The sequence below is a fragment of the Citricoccus sp. K5 genome (genome assembly GCF_902506195.1).
Taxonomy (GTDB): Bacteria; Actinomycetota; Actinomycetes; order Actinomycetales; family Micrococcaceae; genus Citricoccus.
This window is the reverse complement of sequence record NZ_LR732817.1, coordinates 380,060-398,262: the sequence shown is the minus strand read 5'-3', so window position 1 is coordinate 398,262 and position 18,203 is coordinate 380,060. Positions and strand designations below refer to the sequence as shown.

At 69.9% G+C, this 18,203-nt stretch carries 19 protein-coding genes; 8 read left to right on the top strand and 11 right to left on the bottom strand.

Annotation, left to right across the window (positions count from 1 at the left end; all coding sequences use genetic code 11):
• The first annotated feature begins 6 nt into the window (after positions 1-6).
• Positions 7-966: an ABC transporter substrate-binding protein gene (locus BOSE125_RS01760; RefSeq protein ID WP_159549149.1), complete on the top strand. Its 960-nt coding sequence runs from the start codon at positions 7-9 to the stop codon at positions 964-966.
• 19 nt (positions 967-985) lie between these two features.
• Entirely contained in the window at positions 986-1,420 is a 435-nt protein-coding gene (locus tag BOSE125_RS01755) for a hypothetical protein (RefSeq protein WP_159549146.1), read from the top strand.
• 80 nt (positions 1,421-1,500) lie between these two features.
• Here the strand turns inward: BOSE125_RS01755 and BOSE125_RS01750 are convergent, their stop codons facing one another.
• From BOSE125_RS01750 to BOSE125_RS01740, 3 genes are all read right to left on the bottom strand, one after another.
• On the bottom strand, positions 1,501-2,187 hold the full coding sequence (locus BOSE125_RS01750; protein WP_201301245.1) for a cation transporter: 687 nt from the start codon (positions 2,185-2,187) through the stop codon (positions 1,501-1,503).
• Between the two features lie 83 nt (positions 2,188-2,270).
• Entirely contained in the window at positions 2,271-2,603 is a 333-nt protein-coding gene (locus tag BOSE125_RS01745; protein ID WP_159549140.1) for a helix-turn-helix transcriptional regulator, read from the bottom strand.
• Between the two features lie 39 nt (positions 2,604-2,642).
• Positions 2,643-4,040: a DUF6350 family protein gene (locus BOSE125_RS01740; RefSeq protein WP_159549137.1), complete on the bottom strand. Its 1,398-nt coding sequence runs from the start codon at positions 4,038-4,040 to the stop codon at positions 2,643-2,645.
• Positions 4,041-4,186: 146 nt separating this feature from the next.
• On the opposite strand from BOSE125_RS01740, the gene BOSE125_RS01735 reads away from it, so the two are divergent.
• The 3 genes from BOSE125_RS01735 to gdhA all read left to right on the top strand — a co-directional run bounded on the left by BOSE125_RS01735 (position 4,187) and on the right by gdhA (position 7,963).
• Positions 4,187-5,401: a glycosyltransferase family 1 protein gene (locus tag BOSE125_RS01735; protein ID WP_159549134.1), complete on the top strand. Its 1,215-nt coding sequence runs from the start codon at positions 4,187-4,189 to the stop codon at positions 5,399-5,401.
• 9 nt (positions 5,402-5,410) lie between these two features.
• Complete coding sequence (locus tag BOSE125_RS01730) at positions 5,411-6,448, top strand: aldo/keto reductase (protein ID WP_159549131.1); 1,038 nt, start codon at positions 5,411-5,413, stop codon at positions 6,446-6,448.
• Positions 6,449-6,622: 174 nt separating this feature from the next.
• The gene (gene gdhA / locus BOSE125_RS01725) at positions 6,623-7,963 is read left to right on the top strand and encodes an NADP-specific glutamate dehydrogenase (RefSeq protein WP_159549128.1); all 1,341 of its coding nucleotides are present in this window, start codon (positions 6,623-6,625) and stop codon (positions 7,961-7,963) included.
• On the opposite strand, the gene BOSE125_RS01720 is transcribed toward gdhA, so the two are convergent.
• A complete protein-coding gene (locus tag BOSE125_RS01720) occupies positions 7,956-8,447 on the bottom strand; it encodes a thioesterase family protein (RefSeq protein ID WP_159549125.1) in 492 nt (163 codons plus the stop codon). The genes gdhA and BOSE125_RS01720 overlap by 8 nt on opposite strands.
• Complete coding sequence (locus BOSE125_RS01715) at positions 8,437-9,621, bottom strand: App1 family protein (RefSeq protein ID WP_159549122.1); 1,185 nt, start codon at positions 9,619-9,621, stop codon at positions 8,437-8,439. The genes BOSE125_RS01720 and BOSE125_RS01715 overlap by 11 nt, the downstream gene beginning before the upstream one ends.
• 109 nt (positions 9,622-9,730) lie before the next feature.
• Between BOSE125_RS01715 and BOSE125_RS01710 the strand changes: the two genes are divergently transcribed.
• Positions 9,731-10,690 carry an inositol monophosphatase gene (locus tag BOSE125_RS01710; protein ID WP_115933009.1) on the top strand — a complete coding sequence of 320 codons (960 nt, stop codon included), beginning with the start codon at positions 9,731-9,733 and terminating at the stop codon, positions 10,688-10,690.
• A 61-nt stretch (positions 10,691-10,751) separates the two neighbouring features.
• Here the strand turns inward: BOSE125_RS01710 and BOSE125_RS01705 are convergent, their stop codons facing one another.
• On the bottom strand, positions 10,752-11,741 hold the full coding sequence (locus tag BOSE125_RS01705; RefSeq protein WP_159549119.1) for an intradiol ring-cleavage dioxygenase: 990 nt from the start codon (positions 11,739-11,741) through the stop codon (positions 10,752-10,754).
• Between the two features lie 200 nt (positions 11,742-11,941).
• On the opposite strand from BOSE125_RS01705, the gene BOSE125_RS01700 reads away from it, so the two are divergent.
• Positions 11,942-12,376 (top strand): pyridoxamine 5'-phosphate oxidase family protein, encoded by a 435-nt coding sequence (locus BOSE125_RS01700; RefSeq protein ID WP_115933007.1) that lies wholly within the window; start codon positions 11,942-11,944, stop codon positions 12,374-12,376.
• Between the two features lie 76 nt (positions 12,377-12,452).
• Here BOSE125_RS01700 and BOSE125_RS01695 read toward each other — a convergent pair whose 3' ends face one another.
• From BOSE125_RS01695 to BOSE125_RS01685, 3 genes are read right to left on the bottom strand one after another with little or no spacing between them, the layout of a single operon-like run.
• The gene (locus BOSE125_RS01695) at positions 12,453-14,162 is read right to left on the bottom strand and encodes a thiamine pyrophosphate-binding protein (protein WP_159549116.1); all 1,710 of its coding nucleotides are present in this window, start codon (positions 14,160-14,162) and stop codon (positions 12,453-12,455) included.
• Positions 14,159-15,139 carry an agmatinase gene (gene speB, locus BOSE125_RS01690; RefSeq protein WP_159549113.1) on the bottom strand — a complete coding sequence of 327 codons (981 nt, stop codon included), beginning with the start codon at positions 15,137-15,139 and terminating at the stop codon, positions 14,159-14,161. The genes BOSE125_RS01695 and speB overlap by 4 nt, the downstream gene beginning before the upstream one ends.
• Before the next feature lie 60 nt (positions 15,140-15,199).
• Positions 15,200-15,775, bottom strand: coding sequence for a helix-turn-helix domain-containing protein (locus BOSE125_RS01685; protein WP_115933004.1), 576 nt, complete (start codon positions 15,773-15,775; stop codon positions 15,200-15,202).
• 107 nt (positions 15,776-15,882) lie between these two features.
• Here BOSE125_RS01685 and BOSE125_RS01680 point away from each other — a divergent pair, with 107 nt between their 5' ends.
• The gene (locus BOSE125_RS01680; protein ID WP_159549110.1) at positions 15,883-17,442 is read left to right on the top strand and encodes a sodium:solute symporter; all 1,560 of its coding nucleotides are present in this window, start codon (positions 15,883-15,885) and stop codon (positions 17,440-17,442) included.
• Between the two features lie 4 nt (positions 17,443-17,446).
• Here BOSE125_RS01680 and BOSE125_RS01675 read toward each other — a convergent pair whose 3' ends face one another.
• Together BOSE125_RS01675 and BOSE125_RS01670 are read right to left on the bottom strand one after the other, a co-directional pair.
• A complete protein-coding gene (locus BOSE125_RS01675; RefSeq protein WP_159549107.1) occupies positions 17,447-17,794 on the bottom strand; it encodes a DUF202 domain-containing protein in 348 nt (115 codons plus the stop codon).
• 3 nt (positions 17,795-17,797) lie between these two features.
• A complete protein-coding gene (locus BOSE125_RS01670; RefSeq protein ID WP_159549104.1) occupies positions 17,798-18,196 on the bottom strand; it encodes a YidH family protein in 399 nt (132 codons plus the stop codon).
• Positions 18,197-18,203: the final 7 nt, after the last annotated feature.

Below are 18,203 nucleotides of genomic sequence, written 5' to 3'. Positions count from 1 at the left end.
ATGTCCATGACTTCGCAGCCCCGCCGCTCGCCCTTCGTCCACCGGTCCCTGCTCGTCCTGGCCGCCGTCTCCGCCGTGGCCCTGACGGGCTGCGGCAGTTCGGACCCGCTCGGCGGCGGTGCCTCCGGCTCTGCCGGTGGGGAAAGCGGCGACGGCGGCGGTGCGGGTGGCGCGATCGTCATCGGCTCCCAGCAGTACTACTCGAACGAGATCATCTCCGAGCTCTATGCCCAGGCCCTCGAGGCGGAGGGATTCACCGTGGAACGCGAGTACCAGATCGGCCAGCGCGAGGTGTACCTGCCCGAACTCGAGTCCGGGGCGATCGACGTCCTGCCCGAGTACTCCGGCAACCTGCTCCAGTACTATGACGCGGAGTCGACAGCCAGCACACCCGAGGACATCCACGCCGCTCTGGCCGAGGTCCTGCCGGAGAACCTGCGCGCCCTCGAGCCGGCCGAGGCCACGGACCAGGACTCGTACAACGTCACCCGCGAGTTCGCCGAGGAGCATTCCCTCACCACCCTCGCTGATCTGCAGAACGTCGACGAGCCGCTGATGGTGGCGGCGAACTCCGAGTTCGAGACCCGCCCCTATGGCCCGGAAGGGCTCAAGGAGGTCTACGGGGTGGACGTCAGCCTGGTGCCGGTGGAGGACTCGGGCGGCCCGTTGACGGTCAAGGCCCTGGTGGACGGAGACGTCCAGCTGGCCGACATCTACTCGGCTGACCCGTCGATCCAGACCCAGGACCTGGTGACGCTGGAGGATCCTGAGAACCTGGTCCTGCCGCAGAACGTCACGCCGATCGTGTCCGAGGCCGTGGACGAGGAAGCGGCCGCCGTGATCGAGGAGGTCAACGCCCAGCTCTCCGCCGAGGAGCTCATCGACCTCAACCGCCAGTCCGTGGAGGACCAGGCCTCGAGCGCCGATCTGGCCACCGCCTGGCTGGCGGAGCAGGGGCTGGCCTGAACCCCAGTAGGGTGGGACGGTGAGCCAGACCGACCCCGCCAGCAATGACCCAGAACTGAAGAAGTACCGCTCCCTCCGGGATGCGCTGCTCTGGGTGGCCGGGATGCTGCTGCTCACGTACCTGTCCTCCGTGTTGACGTTGCCGTGGAAGGCCGTCTCCCTGGCCTTCGCCCTGGCGGGGCTCGTCTGGGGCGTGGTGGCGCTCGTGCGCACCGCACACGTGAAGTCACCTTGGGTGCTGCGCTTCGCCACGGCGGCCGCGATGGCCGGCTGCGCCACGTTCGGATTCGTGGCCTCGGCGCAGATCATCTTCTGGGATGCCACCCAGCAGTTCGAAGAGTGCACCTCCTCCGCGCTGACGGACCGCGCCCTGGAGAACTGCAGCAGCACCTACACGGAACAGCTGGGCGGGACCGCCCTGCCGGGTGCGGGGATCTCTCTCCGCACCCAGTAGAAACACCTGGGCGACGGCTGAGACACAGGCGCCGCACCTGCGGACGTCCCGGCCCTGGTGACCGAGGGTTCGTCCAGCACCTAGGACCGGCGCTCCGGGGAACAGCAGGAACAGGCTCCGTTGCCGCCGGCGGCGTCATCTCCGACAGTGGCGACTCCGGCCAGGGCAGAGGCCGGCGTGCAGCAGGCGTCCCCGCGCCACGCCTCCACACCCTCCTTGAGCGCAAACCCGGCAATGACGAGAGCCGCCAGCGGATCTGCCCAGGACCACCCGAACAGGCTGTTCAGCAGCAAGCCGGCCAGGAGGACTGCCGAGAGATAGGAACAGATCAGCGTCTGCTTCGAATCCGCCACGGCCGAGGCGGAGCCAAGCTCCCGCCCTGTACGGCGCTCGAACCAGGACAGCGCCGGCATGACGGCCAGGCTGACGGCCGCCAGGACGATGCCCACCGGCGAATGGCCCGGCTCGACGACGCCCAGAAGCGAGCGGACGGCGTCGAAGGACACGAAGGCGGCGAGCCCGAAGAAGGACACGGCGATCAGCCGCAGGGCCGTCTTCTCGCGGAGATGCGGGTCAGGGCCGGCGAACTGCCAGGCGACCGCAGCAGCGGAGAGGACCTCGACGATCGAGTCGAGTCCGAATCCGATGAGGGCCGAGGAGGAGGCCACGGTGCCCGCAGACAACGCGATGACGGCCTCGATCACGTTGTAGGTGATGGTCATCGCCACGATCCAGCGGATGCGGCGCTGTAGCACCGTCCGCCGCATAATCGACGGGGATTCGGGCCGGTGCGTGGACAGTGACCCGCGCCAGGGCGCCGGCCGTGGCCCGGATTTCCCCTTCTCCGAGGTCATCGGCACGCGCACCCCTCCGGCGAGCAGCAGTTCGGGTCGACCTGCACCACCAAATCGAGCAGGTCTCCCAAAGCCGAACCGATGCGGGGATCGGCAAGCCGGTACCAGGTGCTCCGGCCCTGCGGAGTGGTCTCGACCAGCCCGCAGCCACGCAGGCAGGCCAGTTGATTGGACATGGACTGCCTGGACACCCCGAGTTGCTCAGCCAGATCCGACGGGCGCGCTGGCTTCTCGCGCAGGGCCAGAAGGACGCGGGTGCGGGTCCCGTCCGAGAGGGCGTGCCCCAGTTGGGCCAACGCCGTGGCATGTGTACTGCTCACCACTGTCATGACCCCAACGATACACATTTCGATGTATCGACACCCGGACTATCGTCGCCCTGAGTCCCCGCCGACGTTCGACTCCTCGCCGTCCTCGTCGTCTTCGTTGTCCCCGCCGTCCCCGTCGCCTTCGTCGTCCTCATCGGCCCAGCCCTCCGGCACCACGTACTGGTACTTCTCCCAGGCCGGGGAGACGAGGTAGCCGAACATGGCGCCCAACCCCACGAGGCCACCGAGCATCACCGAGGCGAGCCAGGCGGTGGGGCCGAGGCCGGTCAACCGGCCCACGCCCAGCGAACCGGTGGACAGCCAGAAGGGCAGGATGGCGAGCGCCGCCGTCGCCAGCGCCACGAACACGCCGAGGGCGAGGGTGGACAGGGTCAGTGAGGCCCAGCGCCGGGAGATCTTCAGGGAGAGCCACTCGTCGAAGTGGTTCTCCCCCTCCCTCAGCAGCCACCAGCCGGCCAGGAAACCGCCGGCCACGGGCAGGAGCAGGAACAGCCAGGACCACACGGGCTCCAGCCCCACGGGCAGCGCGGTGAGCACGGGGACGGCCGGCTGCGGCCCGACCAGGGTCTGCAGGGGCGCCACCACGGAACCGGTCCCGAGGCTGAATCCGGCCCCGGTGGTCCACGCCAGCGTCCACATCGCCAGATTCGGCATGATGCCGAGCTGGGCCACGGTGACGACGGCACCGCCCCAGATCCCGGCGTTCAGTTCCTGGTAGACCTGGGCGATATCCGCCCAGTGCAGTCCGATCTGGACAGCCATCAGGGCCGCGGCGAGTCCGAAGGAGGCGATCAGGCCCACGGCCCCGGCCCGGACCACGGACCACACATAGGAGCCGGCCCACCGCGAGTGCTGGGACAGCCGCTCGATCCGGTCGGCCAGGTCCACGCCGATCAGCCGCGCCCAGGAGCCGGCCTCTCGACGGGCGCCCGCCAGCAGGGCGAGCACCATGACGGCCGTGGGGATCAGCGTCCCCCAGGCGGGGTTGATGGCGACGGCGGCGTTGGGCACCAGCAGCGAGGTGCCCAGGCCGACGGCAGCATAGGCCACTGCACCGCCGGCGAGCGCCTGCCAGATCTGGTCCCGATAGGAGGCCCGGGCCAGCCGTCGCCCGGCCCGCCACCCCAGGAAGAACGGCAACAGCACCAGTCCCCACGGCAGGAACCAGAAGGTGCCGGTCAGGAGGGAGTCCGACGCCGTTCCCGATTCCAGGCTCAGGTGCAACGGCACCCCGTGGATGGCCAGCCAGGCCTGTCCGCCCAGCCCGGCGATGAAGTCGATGCCGGTGGCGGCGAATCCGCCACCGGACCAGATGACCACGAGCGGGATCAGCACGAGCATCGCTGAGATCACGGCAGCGATGAGTGCCTCGATCGCCCCCTGGATCCACAGGGGCAACGGCAGGGGTTTCAGGGCGCGACTGGTTCGAGCGTTCATGTCATCGTCCATGGTGCCACCCGCCTGACGACCGGCACCGGAATCACCCCCGGCTCGGCGCGGCTTACCGAGAGTTCACCGGACCGCCACCTCGGATCCACCGCACCACGGTCCCGCCGTCTGCGGCAGACGGTCATCATGAGACCGTGAGAATCGCTGTGGTCGCAGAATCCTTCCTGCCGCACATGAACGGTGTCACCCACTCCATCCTCCAGGTGCTCCGCCACCTGCGGGAACGGGGTGATGATGTCCTGGTGATAGCCCCCTCCAGTTCATGGATGGAGGATGAGGCCCCGGCCGAGGTGGAGGGGTACCCGGTGCACCGGCTGCCCTCCATCCCGCTGCAGGGGTACACCAACGTCCGGGTGGCCGCCGGCACAGTCAACCGGGTCCGCCGCATCCTCGCGGACTTCGCCCCCGACGTCGTCCACATCGCCTCCCCCTTCGTGCTCGGCTGGCGCGCAGTCCAGGCAGCCCATGCGCTGAGCCTGCCCAGCGTGTGCGTCTACCAGACCGAGGTGCCCAACTATGCGGCCCGGTACGGCTTTCCCTGGCTCGAGGAGGTCCTCTGGCAGCAGGTGGAGCGCATCCACGATCTCGCCACCCTCACCGTGGCCCCTTCCAGTTTCTGCCTCGACCAGCTGCACGGCCGCGGCATCCAACGGGTGCACCTGTGGCGCCGTGGCGTGGACACCCATCGGTTCCACCCCGCCAAGAGGGACGAGGCGCTGCGCGCCGAACTCGCCCCGAACGGCGAACGACTCATCGGCTTCGTCGGCCGCCTGGCCGCCGAGAAGCAGGTCGAGGACCTCGCCGTCCTCAACGGCCTGCCGGGCACCCGACTGGTGATCGTAGGCTCCGGCCCCCTCAAGGACTCGCTCCGGAAGAAGCTGCCTGGCGCACACTTCGCCGGCTTCCAGGGCGGCGAGGACCTGGCCCGCCATGTGGCTTCCTTCGACCTGTTCGTGCACCCCGGGGAGTCCGAGACCTTCTGCCAGACTATCCAGGAGGCCATGGCCTCCGGCGTGCCCGTGGTCGCGGTGGGCCGCGGCGGCCCGCTCGACCTCGTGGACGCGTCCCGCACCGGCTGGCTGTACCGGCCCGGGGATCTGGACGACCTCCGCGAGCGGGTCCGGGATCTGGCCTACGACGACGTCAAGCGCGGCGCCTTCGCCGAGGCCGCCTTCCGGTCGGTGCAGGGACGGACGTGGCCGGTACTCTGCGAGCAGCTCGTCGGCTACTACGAGCGCGCCATCCGCGTCCGGCGCCGCCAGAACGACGTCTACGTGCGCACCTACCTGGAGCAGAGCTCCGGGTGGGACGGGTGGTTGCTGCCGCGCGGAGCCGGCCGGACACTTTAGGGTGGCCTCATGAGCCTTGCCCCCGCCCTCACCACCGACCTGTCCTCCCAGCGCACCCTGGCCGGGCGCACCGTCCAGCCCGTCGGGCTGGGCTGTATGAACCTCAACCACGGGTACTCCGGGTTCCTCGCGGACGAGGATGCCGTCACGATGGTCCGCACCGCCCTGGACGCCGGGGTGGATCACTTCGACACGGCCACGCTCTACGGCGCCGGCCACAACGAGGAGGTGGTGGGACGCGCCCTGGGAGCGCAGCGCCAGGACGTCTTCCTGGCCTCCAAGGGTGGGCTGACCGGCGGGCGGGACGGTGGGATCGATGGCCGCCCGGAGACCCTCCGCCGCCAGGTCGAGGACTCCCTGCGCCGCCTGGGCACCGAGTTCATCGACCTCTACTACCTGCACCGGCTCGATCCAGACGTACCGGTGGAGGAGAGCGCCGGTGCCCTGGCCGAGATGGTCCAGGCCGGGAAGATCGGCGCCTACGGCCTCTCCGAGGTCTCCGCCGCCACGCTGGAACGCGCCCACGCCGTGCACCCCGTGGCCGCCGTGCAGAACGAGTACTCCCTGTGGACCCGCAACCCGGAGTGGGGGTTGCTGGACGCCTGCCGCCGCACCGGCGCCGCCCTCGTGGCCTTCTCCCCCGTGGGTCGCGGGTTCCTCACCGGTGCGGTGCAGGACCCCGTGGCCCTCCCTCAGGGGGACATGCGGCACCGGATGCCGCGGTTCTCGGCAGAGCACTTCCCGGCGAACCTCGCCCTGCTGGATCCCTTCCGCGCCGAGGCCGAGCGCCTGGGCACCACCATCGCGGCCCTGTCCATCGCCTGGGTGCTGGCCCAGGGACCGAGCGTCCTGGCCATCCCGGGGACGACGTCGGCGGCGCACCTGGCGGAGGACCGCTCCGCCGAGCAGGTGGTCCTGACGGCCGAGGACGTGGTCCGGATCGACGAGATCATCAACCACGACACCGTGCACGGACACCGCTATGCCGTGCAGCAGCAGGCGAGCATCGATACGGAGGACGAACCCGCCACCCCGCCGAACGCCTGACCGGACCCCGGCCCCGGGGCAACCGCCGGCTGTCGCGTGAGGCCGACCGGCCGGCGTCGGGCTCCGTCACGCTTTCCGCAGGCCGCGTACCTGCCGGTACAGTGGTCCCGGCCGCTCCCTGCCAGGGGATGCCCTCCCATCACAGGGACGCCACCGAGGAAAGCGAGGACGGACATGGAACAGGGTCTGGAAAACCTGCGGAACGAAGTGTTCCGCCGCAACCCCGGCGAAAGCGAATTCCACCAAGCTGTGACCGAGGTGTTCGAAGCCCTCGGTCCCGTGGTCAACCGCCATCCCGAGTACGTCGAATCGGGCATCCTGCGCCGCATGTGCGAGCCCGAGCGCCAGATCATCTTCCGCGTCCCCTGGGTGGACGACAACGGCTCCGTGCAGATCAACCGCGGCTTCCGCGTGGAGTTCAACTCCGCCCTCGGCCCGTACAAGGGCGGACTGCGATTCCACCCCTCCGTCTACCTGGGCATCATCAAATTCCTGGGCTTCGAGCAGATCTTCAAGAATGCCCTGACCGGCATGCCCATCGGCGGTGGCAAGGGCGGTTCGGACTTCAACCCGGCCGGCCGGTCCGATGCCGAGATCATGCGCTTCTGCCAGTCCTTCATGACCGAGCTCTACCGCCACATCGGCGAGTACACCGATGTGCCCGCCGGTGACATCGGCGTGGGCTCCCGGGAGATCGGCTACCTGTTCGGCCAGTACAAGCGCATCACCAACCGCTTCGAGTCAGGTGTGCTCACCGGCAAGGGCATGTCCTGGGGCGGTTCGCTCGTCCGCCCGGAGGCCACCGGCTACGGCGCCGTGATGTTCGCGGACCAGATGCTGCGCACGCAGGGCCAGTCCATGGACGGCCAGACCGTGATCGTCTCCGGTTCCGGCAACGTGGCCCTCAACGCCATCGCCAAGTCCCAGCAGCTCGGGGCCACGGCCATCACCGCCTCGGATTCCTCCGGCTACGTGGTGGATGAGGCCGGCATCGATCTGGACCTGCTCCGCGAGATCAAGGAGGTCCAGCGCGGCCGGATCGCCGAGTACGTCGAGCAGCGTGGCGGCAACACCCGCTTCGTGGCCGACGGCAGCGTATGGGACGTCCCCGGCACCGTGGCACTGCCCTCGGCCACTCAGAACGAGTTGGATGACAAGGCGGCGCAGGTCCTCATCAAGAACGGCCTGGTCGCGGTGGCGGAGGGTGCCAACATGCCATCCACCCAGAGGGCCACCGAGCTGTTCATCGAGGCCGGCGTGCTGTTCGGCCCGGGCAAGGCCGCCAACGCCGGCGGCGTGGCCACCTCCGCCCTGGAGATGCAGCAGAACGCCAGCCGGGACACCTGGAGCTTCGAGTACACGCATGACAAGCTCGAGCAGATCATGACGGACCTGCACGACCGCTGCCTCGAGACCGCCGATCGCTACGGGGCCCCGGGCAACTACGTGGTGGGCGCCAACATCGCCGGCTTCGTCAAGGTCGCGGACGCCATGCTGGCCCAGGGCGTCATCTGAGGCCCGTCAGCGCCTCCCGCTGCTCCTGGGTCAGCCGCACGGGACGGCCCGAGGCGGAGTCCACGAACACCATGGTGGTCCCCGCGGTGACGCACTCGGTGCCGTCCACGCCGTCCCGGATGGAGTAGGCCACCTCGATCGAGGCACCCTTCGCGGCAGCCACCCACACCCACACCCGCGCCGGGACGGTGCGGTACTCGAGGGGCCGCCGGTAGCGGATCCGGTGCTCGGAGATCAGCGCTTGGACGGTGTCCGGCACCCCGTCCAGCAGGGACACCGGCGCTCCGAGTCCGGTGGCACCCGTGCCTGCCGGCACGCCGAAGGCGTGGATGCGGGCCTCCTCGAGGATGGAGGCGATCCGCACATTGTTCACGTGGCCGTAGGCATCCATGTCTCCCCAGCGCAGGGCGATGTCCACCCGGACACCGGGGCCGCCGCCGTCGGGCCGTGGTTCGACCGCGCCGGTCAGGGGCTCAGCGTCCATGGCCGGCTTCCGGAGCCACGACGGACAATTGGGCGGTCATCGGCCAGGTCTGCGGCCGGGCCTCCGTCCGCCCGGCGTCCAGGATGCCGAGGTCCTCGAGCTGGCGGGACAGCGTGGCCCCGTCCGGCCCGTAGCACCAGGGCACGCCCGGCGTGGTGTCACGGGGATCGTCGGCACGGCCGCCGGCCAGGACCGCCTGCGAGGGCGTGAGCTGCCGGATCACGATGGCCCGTACCCTGTCCGGGTGCCGGCGGGCGAAGTCGGCATAGATCTCCGGGTCATGCTGGCCGTCGTCGCCGATCAGCAGCCACCGCACGCCGGGGTAGTCCCGCGCCAACCGGTCCAGCTGGGAGACCTTGTGCTCCATCCCGGAACGGAACCAGCGGTCCTCCGTGGGCCCCCAGCTGGTCAGCAGCAGCGGGCCGAAGGGGTAGAGGTTGCGGGAGAGGAACCGGGACAGGGTCTGCGCCACGTTCCACGCGCCAGTGGACAGGTAGATCACCGGGGACGCGGGCTGCGTCTCCAGCAACCGGTGCAGCATCACGGCCATTCCCGGGGTGGGCGTGCGGGCATGCTCATCCAGGACGAAGGAGTTCCAGGCGGCCAGGAAGGGCCGCGGCAGGTACGTGACCACCACGGTGTCATCCACGTCCGAGACCACGCCGGTGACCACGTGGTCGTCCACGATGTACACGTCGCTCGTGGCGGGTTCACTGCCGTTGGACTGCAGCGTGACGGTCTGCCAGCCGGGCTCCAGCTCAGCCTCGACGACGGCGTCCACTAGGCCGCCGCGGTCCGCGCGGACGGTGAAACTCTGGCCGCCGGCGGTGATCTGCACGAGTGCATAGGGCACGGGAGGAGAGGTGAAGTTGTGCCAGCCGCGCATGCCGTCCTCGACCATCTTGGCCAGGCGGCGCCCATTCTCGAACGCCTCGTCCGGGGCCATCACCACGCGTGAGAGGACCCGGATCCAGCCGGTGGTCCCGTAGCCGGTGAAGGACATGACGGTGGGCATCAGGCCCCGCCGGATGGCTGACTTGCGGCGGAAGGCATGCCATCGGTCCTGGAGCATGGTGGCCACGTGCTCGGTGATGAGGGGTTCCCGTTCTTCCACCAGGGGGGACGGCGGTGCGTCCACGGCAGCAGCGTGCGGTGCGGGAATCCGGTCGGCCATACACCCCAGTATTCACCACGTCACGGGCGGAGCTCACACCGGGCCCCGCAGTGTCCGCTCCCGGCGCACGGCATGTCCCGCGGACAGACCCGGAGGATAGGCTGGCCCCATGTCGAGCGCCCTTCCAGCACCCAGCGAACTGCGCCGCATCGCCATCACCGCGGCGGCCGCCTGCGCCCCCCGCCTGGTCCGCGCCTTCCGCTCCACCCCCGCGGACCTCAATCTGACCATCAAGCGCTCCTCGCATGACCTGGTCACGGTGCATGACCGCGCCACTGAGGACGAACTGGTCCGGCTGCTCGGTGAGGCCGTGCCGGGCAGCCGCTTCATCGGCGAGGAGGGGGGCGCCCGGGGCTACGATCCCAGGCCTGCTGGCTCAGGCCAGGCCGCCGGTCTCCCCGCCGACGCACACCGTCTCGAGTGGATCATCGACCCGATCGACGGCACCGCCAACTTCGCCCACGGCTTCGCGATGTTCTCCATCTCCATCGCCGCGGCGGTGGACGGCGAGGTGGTGGCCGGCGTGGTGCTGGACCCGGTGAACGGGCTCGAGTTCTCCGCCGACGAGGTCGGGGCGTACCTCAACGGTGTGCGCTTCGGGGCCGAGACCGCGTCCGTGGATGCGGCCCACCTTGTGGACGCCGTGCATCTCGCTGATCCTCCCGCCGAGCCCGCCATGAACCTCGTGACCTCCTATCCCTCCGCGGAGGCCCTGGAACTGGACGGCCCCGTGGCACTGGAGCGCTTCGGCCGACTGGTCGACTCCTATGCCACCGTCCGCCGGACCGTCTCCGGTGCTTTGGAGCTGGCCTTCACGGCGATCGGGTGGGCGGACGTGACCCTCGGGGTGGACACCAACCCGTGGGACGTGGGCGTCGGCCAGTTGCTGGTGCGCCGGGCCGGAGGCCACTACCTGGCCCTGTTCTATGACACGGACGGCCCCGAACGCCGCCCCGCCCACCTGGCCCCCTGCTACGTGGCCGTGGCCCCGGGGCGGGTGGCGCCGACGGCGGTCCGGGTGCTGGAGGAGACCGTGGCCGTCCGGCGCACCGCCGGCTACCGGCGATGATGCCGCTCCTGCCCGCTCCCCTCCACACGTTCCCGTCCTGACGCTTCCTGACGCTCGTCGGCTACCGGCTCGGCGGCTGGCCCCCGGGACAACCGCTGGGAGGCGCGCCGCCGGGGTTCCCTGCACCGCCGGCGGGTGGCATCCCGTCAGTGGAGGGTTCCGTGGTGGTGTCGATCGGCACGTCGATCGTGACTGTGTAGCCCTGCTGCACCGACCCGGTGGTGGTTCCGAGCTGTTGGGCCGCCGAATCGTCGCTGAAGACGTTGTCCGAGGCCAAGGTGACCTGCGCCAGGTTCTCGGCCGAGCCCGCATAGGCCTCCAGGGCGAAGACGCTTGAACTGCTCGCCTCCGCCATGGCGATCTGGGAGGTCAGCACCGCATTGGTGGCGTCCGTGATGGAGTCCAGGTCCGGGAAGACCTCGAAGTGGATGTGCGGCCAGCGGCCGGTGTAGCAACCGGGAAAGATCGTGGTGAAGGTGACAGTGCCGTCCTCACCGGCCACCTGGACCCCACGCAGGTAGGTCTCCTCCACCACGGCGTCCGAGTACATGGAGTACTGTCCGGCGGCATCACAGTGCCATACGTAGACGGCGGCGCCGGTCATGGGGACATTGCCACCGGCCATGTCGATGATGTTCATGGTGAGGGTCAGTGGCACACCCTCGGCTGTGGCACCGCCGTCTATCGAGGAGGTGATGTCACTGCGTTCCACTCCCGATTCCTCCAGGACGTCCGGACCATTGGAGCCATCGCCCGAATAGGGTCCGGCGGTCTCCCCCGGTGTCTCGACCAGTTCGGCCTGCGCTGACGATGCCGAGGAGCTGGCCGCCGGCGATCCGGAGGCCGAGGCGGCGGTCGAACCGTTCTGCTCGGAGACCGGGGCACAGGCAGCCAGCAGCACGGCGCCGGCGCCCAGGCCGAACGCCCCCAGCGCCTTCCGCCGGGAGACCAGGGTGCCCAGATCGAACGCGAGGCCTTGGTCCTCCACGTCCTCCTCCGGCCGGTCCAGCATCCGGCCTTCGAATAGCTTGCTGTTCTCGCGTCGTCTCATCCCGAGGTTCCTTTCGCGTGCGGTTCCGTTCCACTGTCACCCGGCTCCCTATGACGGTGCTGTGACGGCGCTGAGCCACCCCTAGCAGGAACCCTCTCGGCACGGGACAATGAAAGTGCCCGCTGACCGGGATCTCCACGTTCCGACCCACGGTCCCGGCCCGGGCATGGCACCCCGCAGGGGATGAAGGAGGACGGGCCATGATGTTCGAACACCCGGATGACGAGGCGATCCTCGTCCTGGACGAGGACCAGTGCTGGCAGCTGCTGGAGAACACCCGCCACGGGCGGTTGGGTTTGCGGGTGAATGACGAGCTGGACCTCGTGCCGGTGAACTTCAAGGCCGCTGACCGCAAGGTCTACTTCCGCACGGCGCCCGGCAACAAGCTGGCCGAGCTGACCATCAACCCCAAGGTCATCTTCGAGGCAGACGGCATCCTCTCGGACCAGGCGTGGTCTGTCCTGGCCCGCGGCACCGCCCGCGTGCTGGAACTGGAGGACGAGATCGAGTTCGCCGAATCACTGGCTATTGACCCCTGGGTCCCCACGTATAAGGATTTCTTTGTAGAGGTCACGGTCAACCGGGTCACCGGTCGGCACTTCATCTTCGGTGAGCATCCCGAGCGCTTCGACTAGCAGCAGGACGCACACCGCACCATCTGATCCCCGGCAGCTGACGCTTCGCCGGGGATCAGTTGCGTCCGCCGGAGAACTATCCCAGGTGACTCGGCGCCCACATCCTCAACAGGGTCCTGACCACGACGACGGCCGGGCCCGGCCGCTTGAACGCCCGGGTGAGTGCCGGGCCGACCTCCTCCACGGGCACTTCCTCGGCTGGGACGCCGAAGGACCGGGCCAGGGCCACGAAGTCCGGCCGGTACAGTTCCGTGGCCGTGGCCTGGCCGAAGGTCTCTTCCATGTAATCGCGCAGGATCCCGTAGCCGCCGTCGTCCACGATCAGCCAGGTCACGTTCGCCCCGTGCTGTTGCGCCGAGGCCAGCTCGGCGATCGAGTACATGGCCGAGCCGTCCCCGGCGACGGCCAGCACCCCGGGCCCGCCGGCCTCCGCCGCGTCGGCCAGGTCGGCCGGGTCGGCCAGCCCCACTGCTCCGCCGATCGCGGCTGGGAAGGCATAACCGAGGCCGCCGGCACCCTGGGCGGAGTGAAACTCGCCCGATTGGGCGTCCCAGCAGTTCCACCCCCAGTACGCCGCGATCGTCATGTCCCAGTACGTCTGCATCTCCGCGGGGACGGCGGCCCGGATGTCCGCCAGGAACCTCCGCTCGCGGGACAGCTCCTGCCCGTCCAGCCGGGCCTCGACCCTGCGGTGGGTCTCGGCCACCGCCTCGGCGGCGCTGCGGCCGTGCCAGTCGGCGCGCACCGAGTCCTCGGCCCCGGGTTGCGTGCCTGAGAGCGCCGCGACGATCGCGGCCAGGGCCTGGCCGGCGTCGGCCCTCACGCCAAGTGTGGGGAAGTTGGATTCGAGAACCCGGGGTTCGGCGTCGACCTGGATGAGCCGGCCGCGAGGTTCGAGGGTGAAGTAGTTGGAGGTGACCTCCCCCAGCGAGGAACCGACGACGAGCAGCACCTCGGCATCCTCGAGCAGGTCTGTGACGTGGCGGTCCTCCACCCAGGAGCCGAGGGACAGCCGGTGGTCGTGCGGAAAGGCCGAGTTGCCGCCGGGGGTGCAGACCACGGGGGCGTCCAGCAGCTCGGCCACGCGCAGCAGCTGGCGGCGGGCGTCACCGGTGGAACGGCGCACTCCTCCCCCGGCGACGATCGCGGTCCGGTGGGAGGTGGCCAGCCACCGCACGGCCTCGTCGATCAGCTCCTGCCGGGGTGGATGGTCGTAGGGCACGGCCAGGGCATCCTCCACGGGCGGGACCATGACCTCACCGAGCAGCACATCCTGTGGGACCTCCACCCACACGGGACCCTGCGGAACCGTGATGGCCGCGGCCCAGGCGTCCTGGATGGCGGACGGGATCCCGGAGGGGTGGTGCACGCTGAACTGCGTCTTGGTCACGTTCTGGGCCGAGGCCTTCTGGTCATCGAGCTGGTGCAGCATGCCCTTGCGGCGGGCACCCAGCCCGGAGAGCGGGATCTGTGAGGCGACGACGACGACCGGCACCGCGGTCGCGTACACCTCCTGCAGCCCGGACAGGGACGTGAGGGCACCGGGCCCGGTGGAGAGGAACAGCACCCCAACCTCGCCGGTGGCCCGGGCGTAGCCGTCCGCGGCGAAGGCGGCATTGTTCTCCACCCGGGATGAGACGTAGTGCAGCTCCGAGCGGGAGAGCGCGTCGAAGAGTCCGAGCGCGTGCTGGCCGGGGATCCCGAAGACGGTGCGGGCGCCGAGTGCCTGCAGGGTCTCGATCACGAGGTCGCCGCCGTTGCGGCGGGTGCGGTTGCGAGTGGTCATGCCCGTTCCCCCAGCAGGCCGATCAGGTCATAGGCCACGTGGGCGGCGGCGATCCCGGTCAGCTCGGCGTGGTCATAGGCCGGGGACACCTCTACGACGTCGGCGCCCACCAGGTCGAGGCTGCGCAGGCCGCGCAGGATCTCCAGCAACTCCCGGCTGGTCATCCCACCGGCCTCCGGGGTGCCGGTGCCCGGCGCGTGGGCCGGGTCCAGGACATCGATGTCCACGGAGATGTACAGGGGCCGGCCCTCCACGCGGTCACGCAGCCGCGCGACGATCTCGTCCACGCCGAGGCGGTAGACGTCCGAGCTGGTCATGATGCCGAAGCCGAAGCGCCGGTCATCCTCCAGGTCCTTCCTCCCGTACAGGGGGCCGCGGGTGCCCACGTGGCTGATGGCGTCGGTATCGAGGATCCCCTCCTCCACAGCACGCCTGAAGGGTGTTCCATGGGTGTACTCGGCCCCGAAGTACGTGTCCCAGGTGTCCAGGTGCGCGTCGAAGTGCAGCAGGGCCACCGGGGATCCCGCGCGTTCGGCGGCCGCCCGCAGGAGCGGCAGCGCGATCGTGTGGTCTCCGCCGAGCGTCATCAGCGAGGCCCCGTCCTCGGTCAACTCCAGCGCGTCGGCCTCGATCGCCTCGATCGCCTCGTGGATATTGAAGGGGTTGACCGCCAGGTCCCCCGCGTCGGCCACCTGTACCTGCGCGAAGGGCGAGGTGTCGGTGGCGGGATTGTAGGGGCGGAGCAGGCGGGAGGACTGCCGAACGTGCCCCGGCCCGAACCGGGCGCCGGGCCGGTAGGAGACTCCGGAGTCGAAGGGCACCCCGACGACCTTGACGTCGGCCTTCCGGCCGGTTCCCTCGACCTCATCGAGTCGCGGCAGCAGGGCGAAGGTCGGGGCGCCGCCGTAGCGGGGCACCACGGCTGAGTTCACCGGTCCAAGACGGCCGTTCTCCGTCACTCGCGGAATGTTGAGCATGTCAGGTCCTTTCGTATCGATGACTGTGCTTCATGGCACGGTGCCCGGGTGATCAACGGGTCAGCGCGCCTCCCGCCCGACCAGCGTCCAGAGGACCACGGCGTCCTGGCGACCCGGATTGATCCAGCTGTGCGGCTCGGCGCCCGGGAACGTGGCGGTGTCTCCGGCGTCCAGTGGCAGCTCGCCGTCCGAGGTGACCAGCACGAAGGACCCGGTGACCACGTGCAGCGCCTCCACGGCGCAGTCCATGGTGTACAGGTCCGTTTCGCCGCGCCCGCCGGGGGCGATCACCGCACGGATGATCTGCAGCGAGCGCCGTCCGGGTGGGGTGAGCAGCTGTTCGGTGATCCCGTCTCCGCCCAGGTTCACGTGCGGCGCGGCGGCCAGGCGGACGACTCCGGTCTCGGGGGCATCGAGGACTTCCCCGGGCGCCACCCCCAGGACCTGGCAGATGTCCACCAGGCTCGAGACAGACGGGCTGGTCAGGTCCCGTTCCACCCGTGACAGGAATCCTTTGGTGAGGCCGGCGAACTCGGCGACCTGGTCCATGGTCAGCCGCCGCTGCTGGCGCAGCGCCCGCAGGCGCCGGCCGATCGCCGGATCAGCCGCGGCGGGTCGGATGGGCAGTGATTTCAAGCGTCAACCTCCCGGGGCCGGCCGACGACACCGAGGTTGTCTGGCGGTAAACATGGGTTTACCGTATACCGCAACGAATGTGACCAACAACACGTGCGGGGCCCGTCATGCAGACGTTGAACATCGTGATCATCGCCGTCTACCTCGCCAGCATGCTGCTGTTCGGCTGGTGGGGCCGGCGCCGGACCAGCGGCACCTCTGACTACCTGGTCGCCGGGCGGCGCCTGGGCCCCTTCCTGTATACCGGGACCATGAGCGCGCTCGTCCTCGGGGGCGCCTCCACGGTCGGCGGCGTCGGCCTCGGCTACGAGTACGGAATCTCCGGGCTGTGGCTGGTGACGGCCATCGGCGTCGGCGTCCTGTTGCTCAGTCTGCTGTTCGCCCCGACCCTGCAGCGCCTGAAGATCTTCACCGTCTCCCAGATGCTCACCCTGCGGTACGGTTCCGAGGCCACGCAGGTGTCCTCGATCGTCATGCTGGCCTACACCCTGATGCTGGCGGCGACCTCCACCGGTGCCTATGCGTCCATCTTCGTGGTGCTCTTCGGGTGGGACCGCTGGCTGTCCATCGTGGTGGGTGGCGGCATCGTCCTCGTCTACGCCGTGGTCGGCGGCATGTGGTCCATCACGCTGGCAGACATGGCCCAGTTCCTCATCATGACCGTGGGCCTGTTCGCCCTGATGCTCCCCCTGTCCCTGGCGCAGGCCGGTGGCTGGAGTGGACTCGGGCAGCGACTGGATGCCGAGTTCTTCGACCTTGGCGGCATGGGCCTGCAGTCGATCCTCACCTACTTCGTCGTCTACACCCTGGGGCTGCTGATCGGCCAGGACATCTGGCAGCGGGTGTTCACGGCCCGCTCGCCGCAGGTCGCCCGCTGGGGCGGAAGCGCAGCCGGCGTCTACTGCATCCTCTACGGCGTGGCCGGTGCGGTCATCGGCATGGCCGCCGCGGTCGCACTCCCGCAGATCGAGGTCCGCGACGACGTCTTCGCCACCGTGGCCTCACAACTGCTGCCCGTCGGCCTGGGCGGGATGGCCCTGGCCGCCGCCGTGGCGGCCATGATGTCCACCGCCTCCGGCGCACTCATCGCCGCCGCCACCGTGGCCCGGGCCGACGTCGTGCCCCTGGTCCGCGGCCTGCTCGAACGCCGGCGGACCCGCCGTCTGGACGCCGCTGCGGCACACGCGCAGGCCGAGGCCGATGCGGCCGAGGCGAAGGACTTCGAGGAGGACGTGGACACCAACCGTTGGTGGGTACTGGGACTGGGCCTGTTCGTGCTGGCCCTGGCCATCGCGGTCCCGGATGTGGTGGCCGCGCTGACCATCGCCTACGACATCCTCGTCGGTGGCCTGCTGGTGGCCATCCTCGGAGGTCTGGTGTGGTCCCGCGGCACCGGGGCGGGGGCAGCGTGGTCCATGGCGGCCGGCACGCTGGGAACCCTGGCCACCATGATCACCCTGGAGGTCCAGGCAGAGGAAAGGTTCGCGGGCGTCTACGCCAATGAGCCGATCTACGTGGGCCTGGCCGCCTCGGTGCTGGTGTACACCGTGGTCAGCCTGCTGACCACGCCCACGCACCCCTCCGTGCTGGCGGCCTGGCGCCGCCGCACCGTGGAGGGGGCTCCCGAGGAGTTCGTGCGGAGCCGCCACGTGGTCGACCACCGCTGAGGGATCAGATCACCCAGATGGCCAGGGCCCCGAGCACGGCGAGGGCCACCACGAGGACCATCATCCACAGCACGGAGAAGACGTCGGCCTCCACCCACTCCCGGGCCACGCCGCGGGACTGGAGCCCGTACCGCCGGCGTTGGGTGAGGTGGATGGCCATCGCCGCCAGCCCGCACAGTCCGGCCGGTGCCAGTGCCGCGAGGCCGACCGTGGCGTACCAGCGCAGGAACATCACCGCCGCCACGAACAGGGCGAGCAGAGTCCGGTCCCAACTCATCACGGTCCGTTCGGGCTGCAGCCCGGGGTCCCGGTGCAGGGCCTCGGCAGGCGGCCGGGCGGGAGGCCGGCGCATGGCTCAGGCCGGCCGGATCAGCAGGAACACCAGCAGCACGACGGCGGCCGCCGCGCCCCCGGTGGCCAGCACCGGCACGATGAGCGGCAGGGGCAGCGGCCGGCCATGCCGCATGGCGCGCTCCACGCGTACCCAGCGGAATCCGGCCGTCAGGGCCAAGAGGGCGGCCAGGCCCAGCAGCACCGTGCCGAGCACCGTGCGCGTCAGAGGGTCGAAGACGGACCCGGTGAACGCCTCCACCGCGATACCGCCGGCCAGCAACGCCAGGGACGTGCGGATCCAGGCCAGGAAGGTGCGCTCGTTCGCCAGGGTGAACCGCGGGTCGGGTTCCCGGCCGCCGTCGAGGACGGTGGCGGCGAACCGGCTGCGGGCCCGAGGGCCCTCCGGATCTGGTGTCGTCATTCACCCA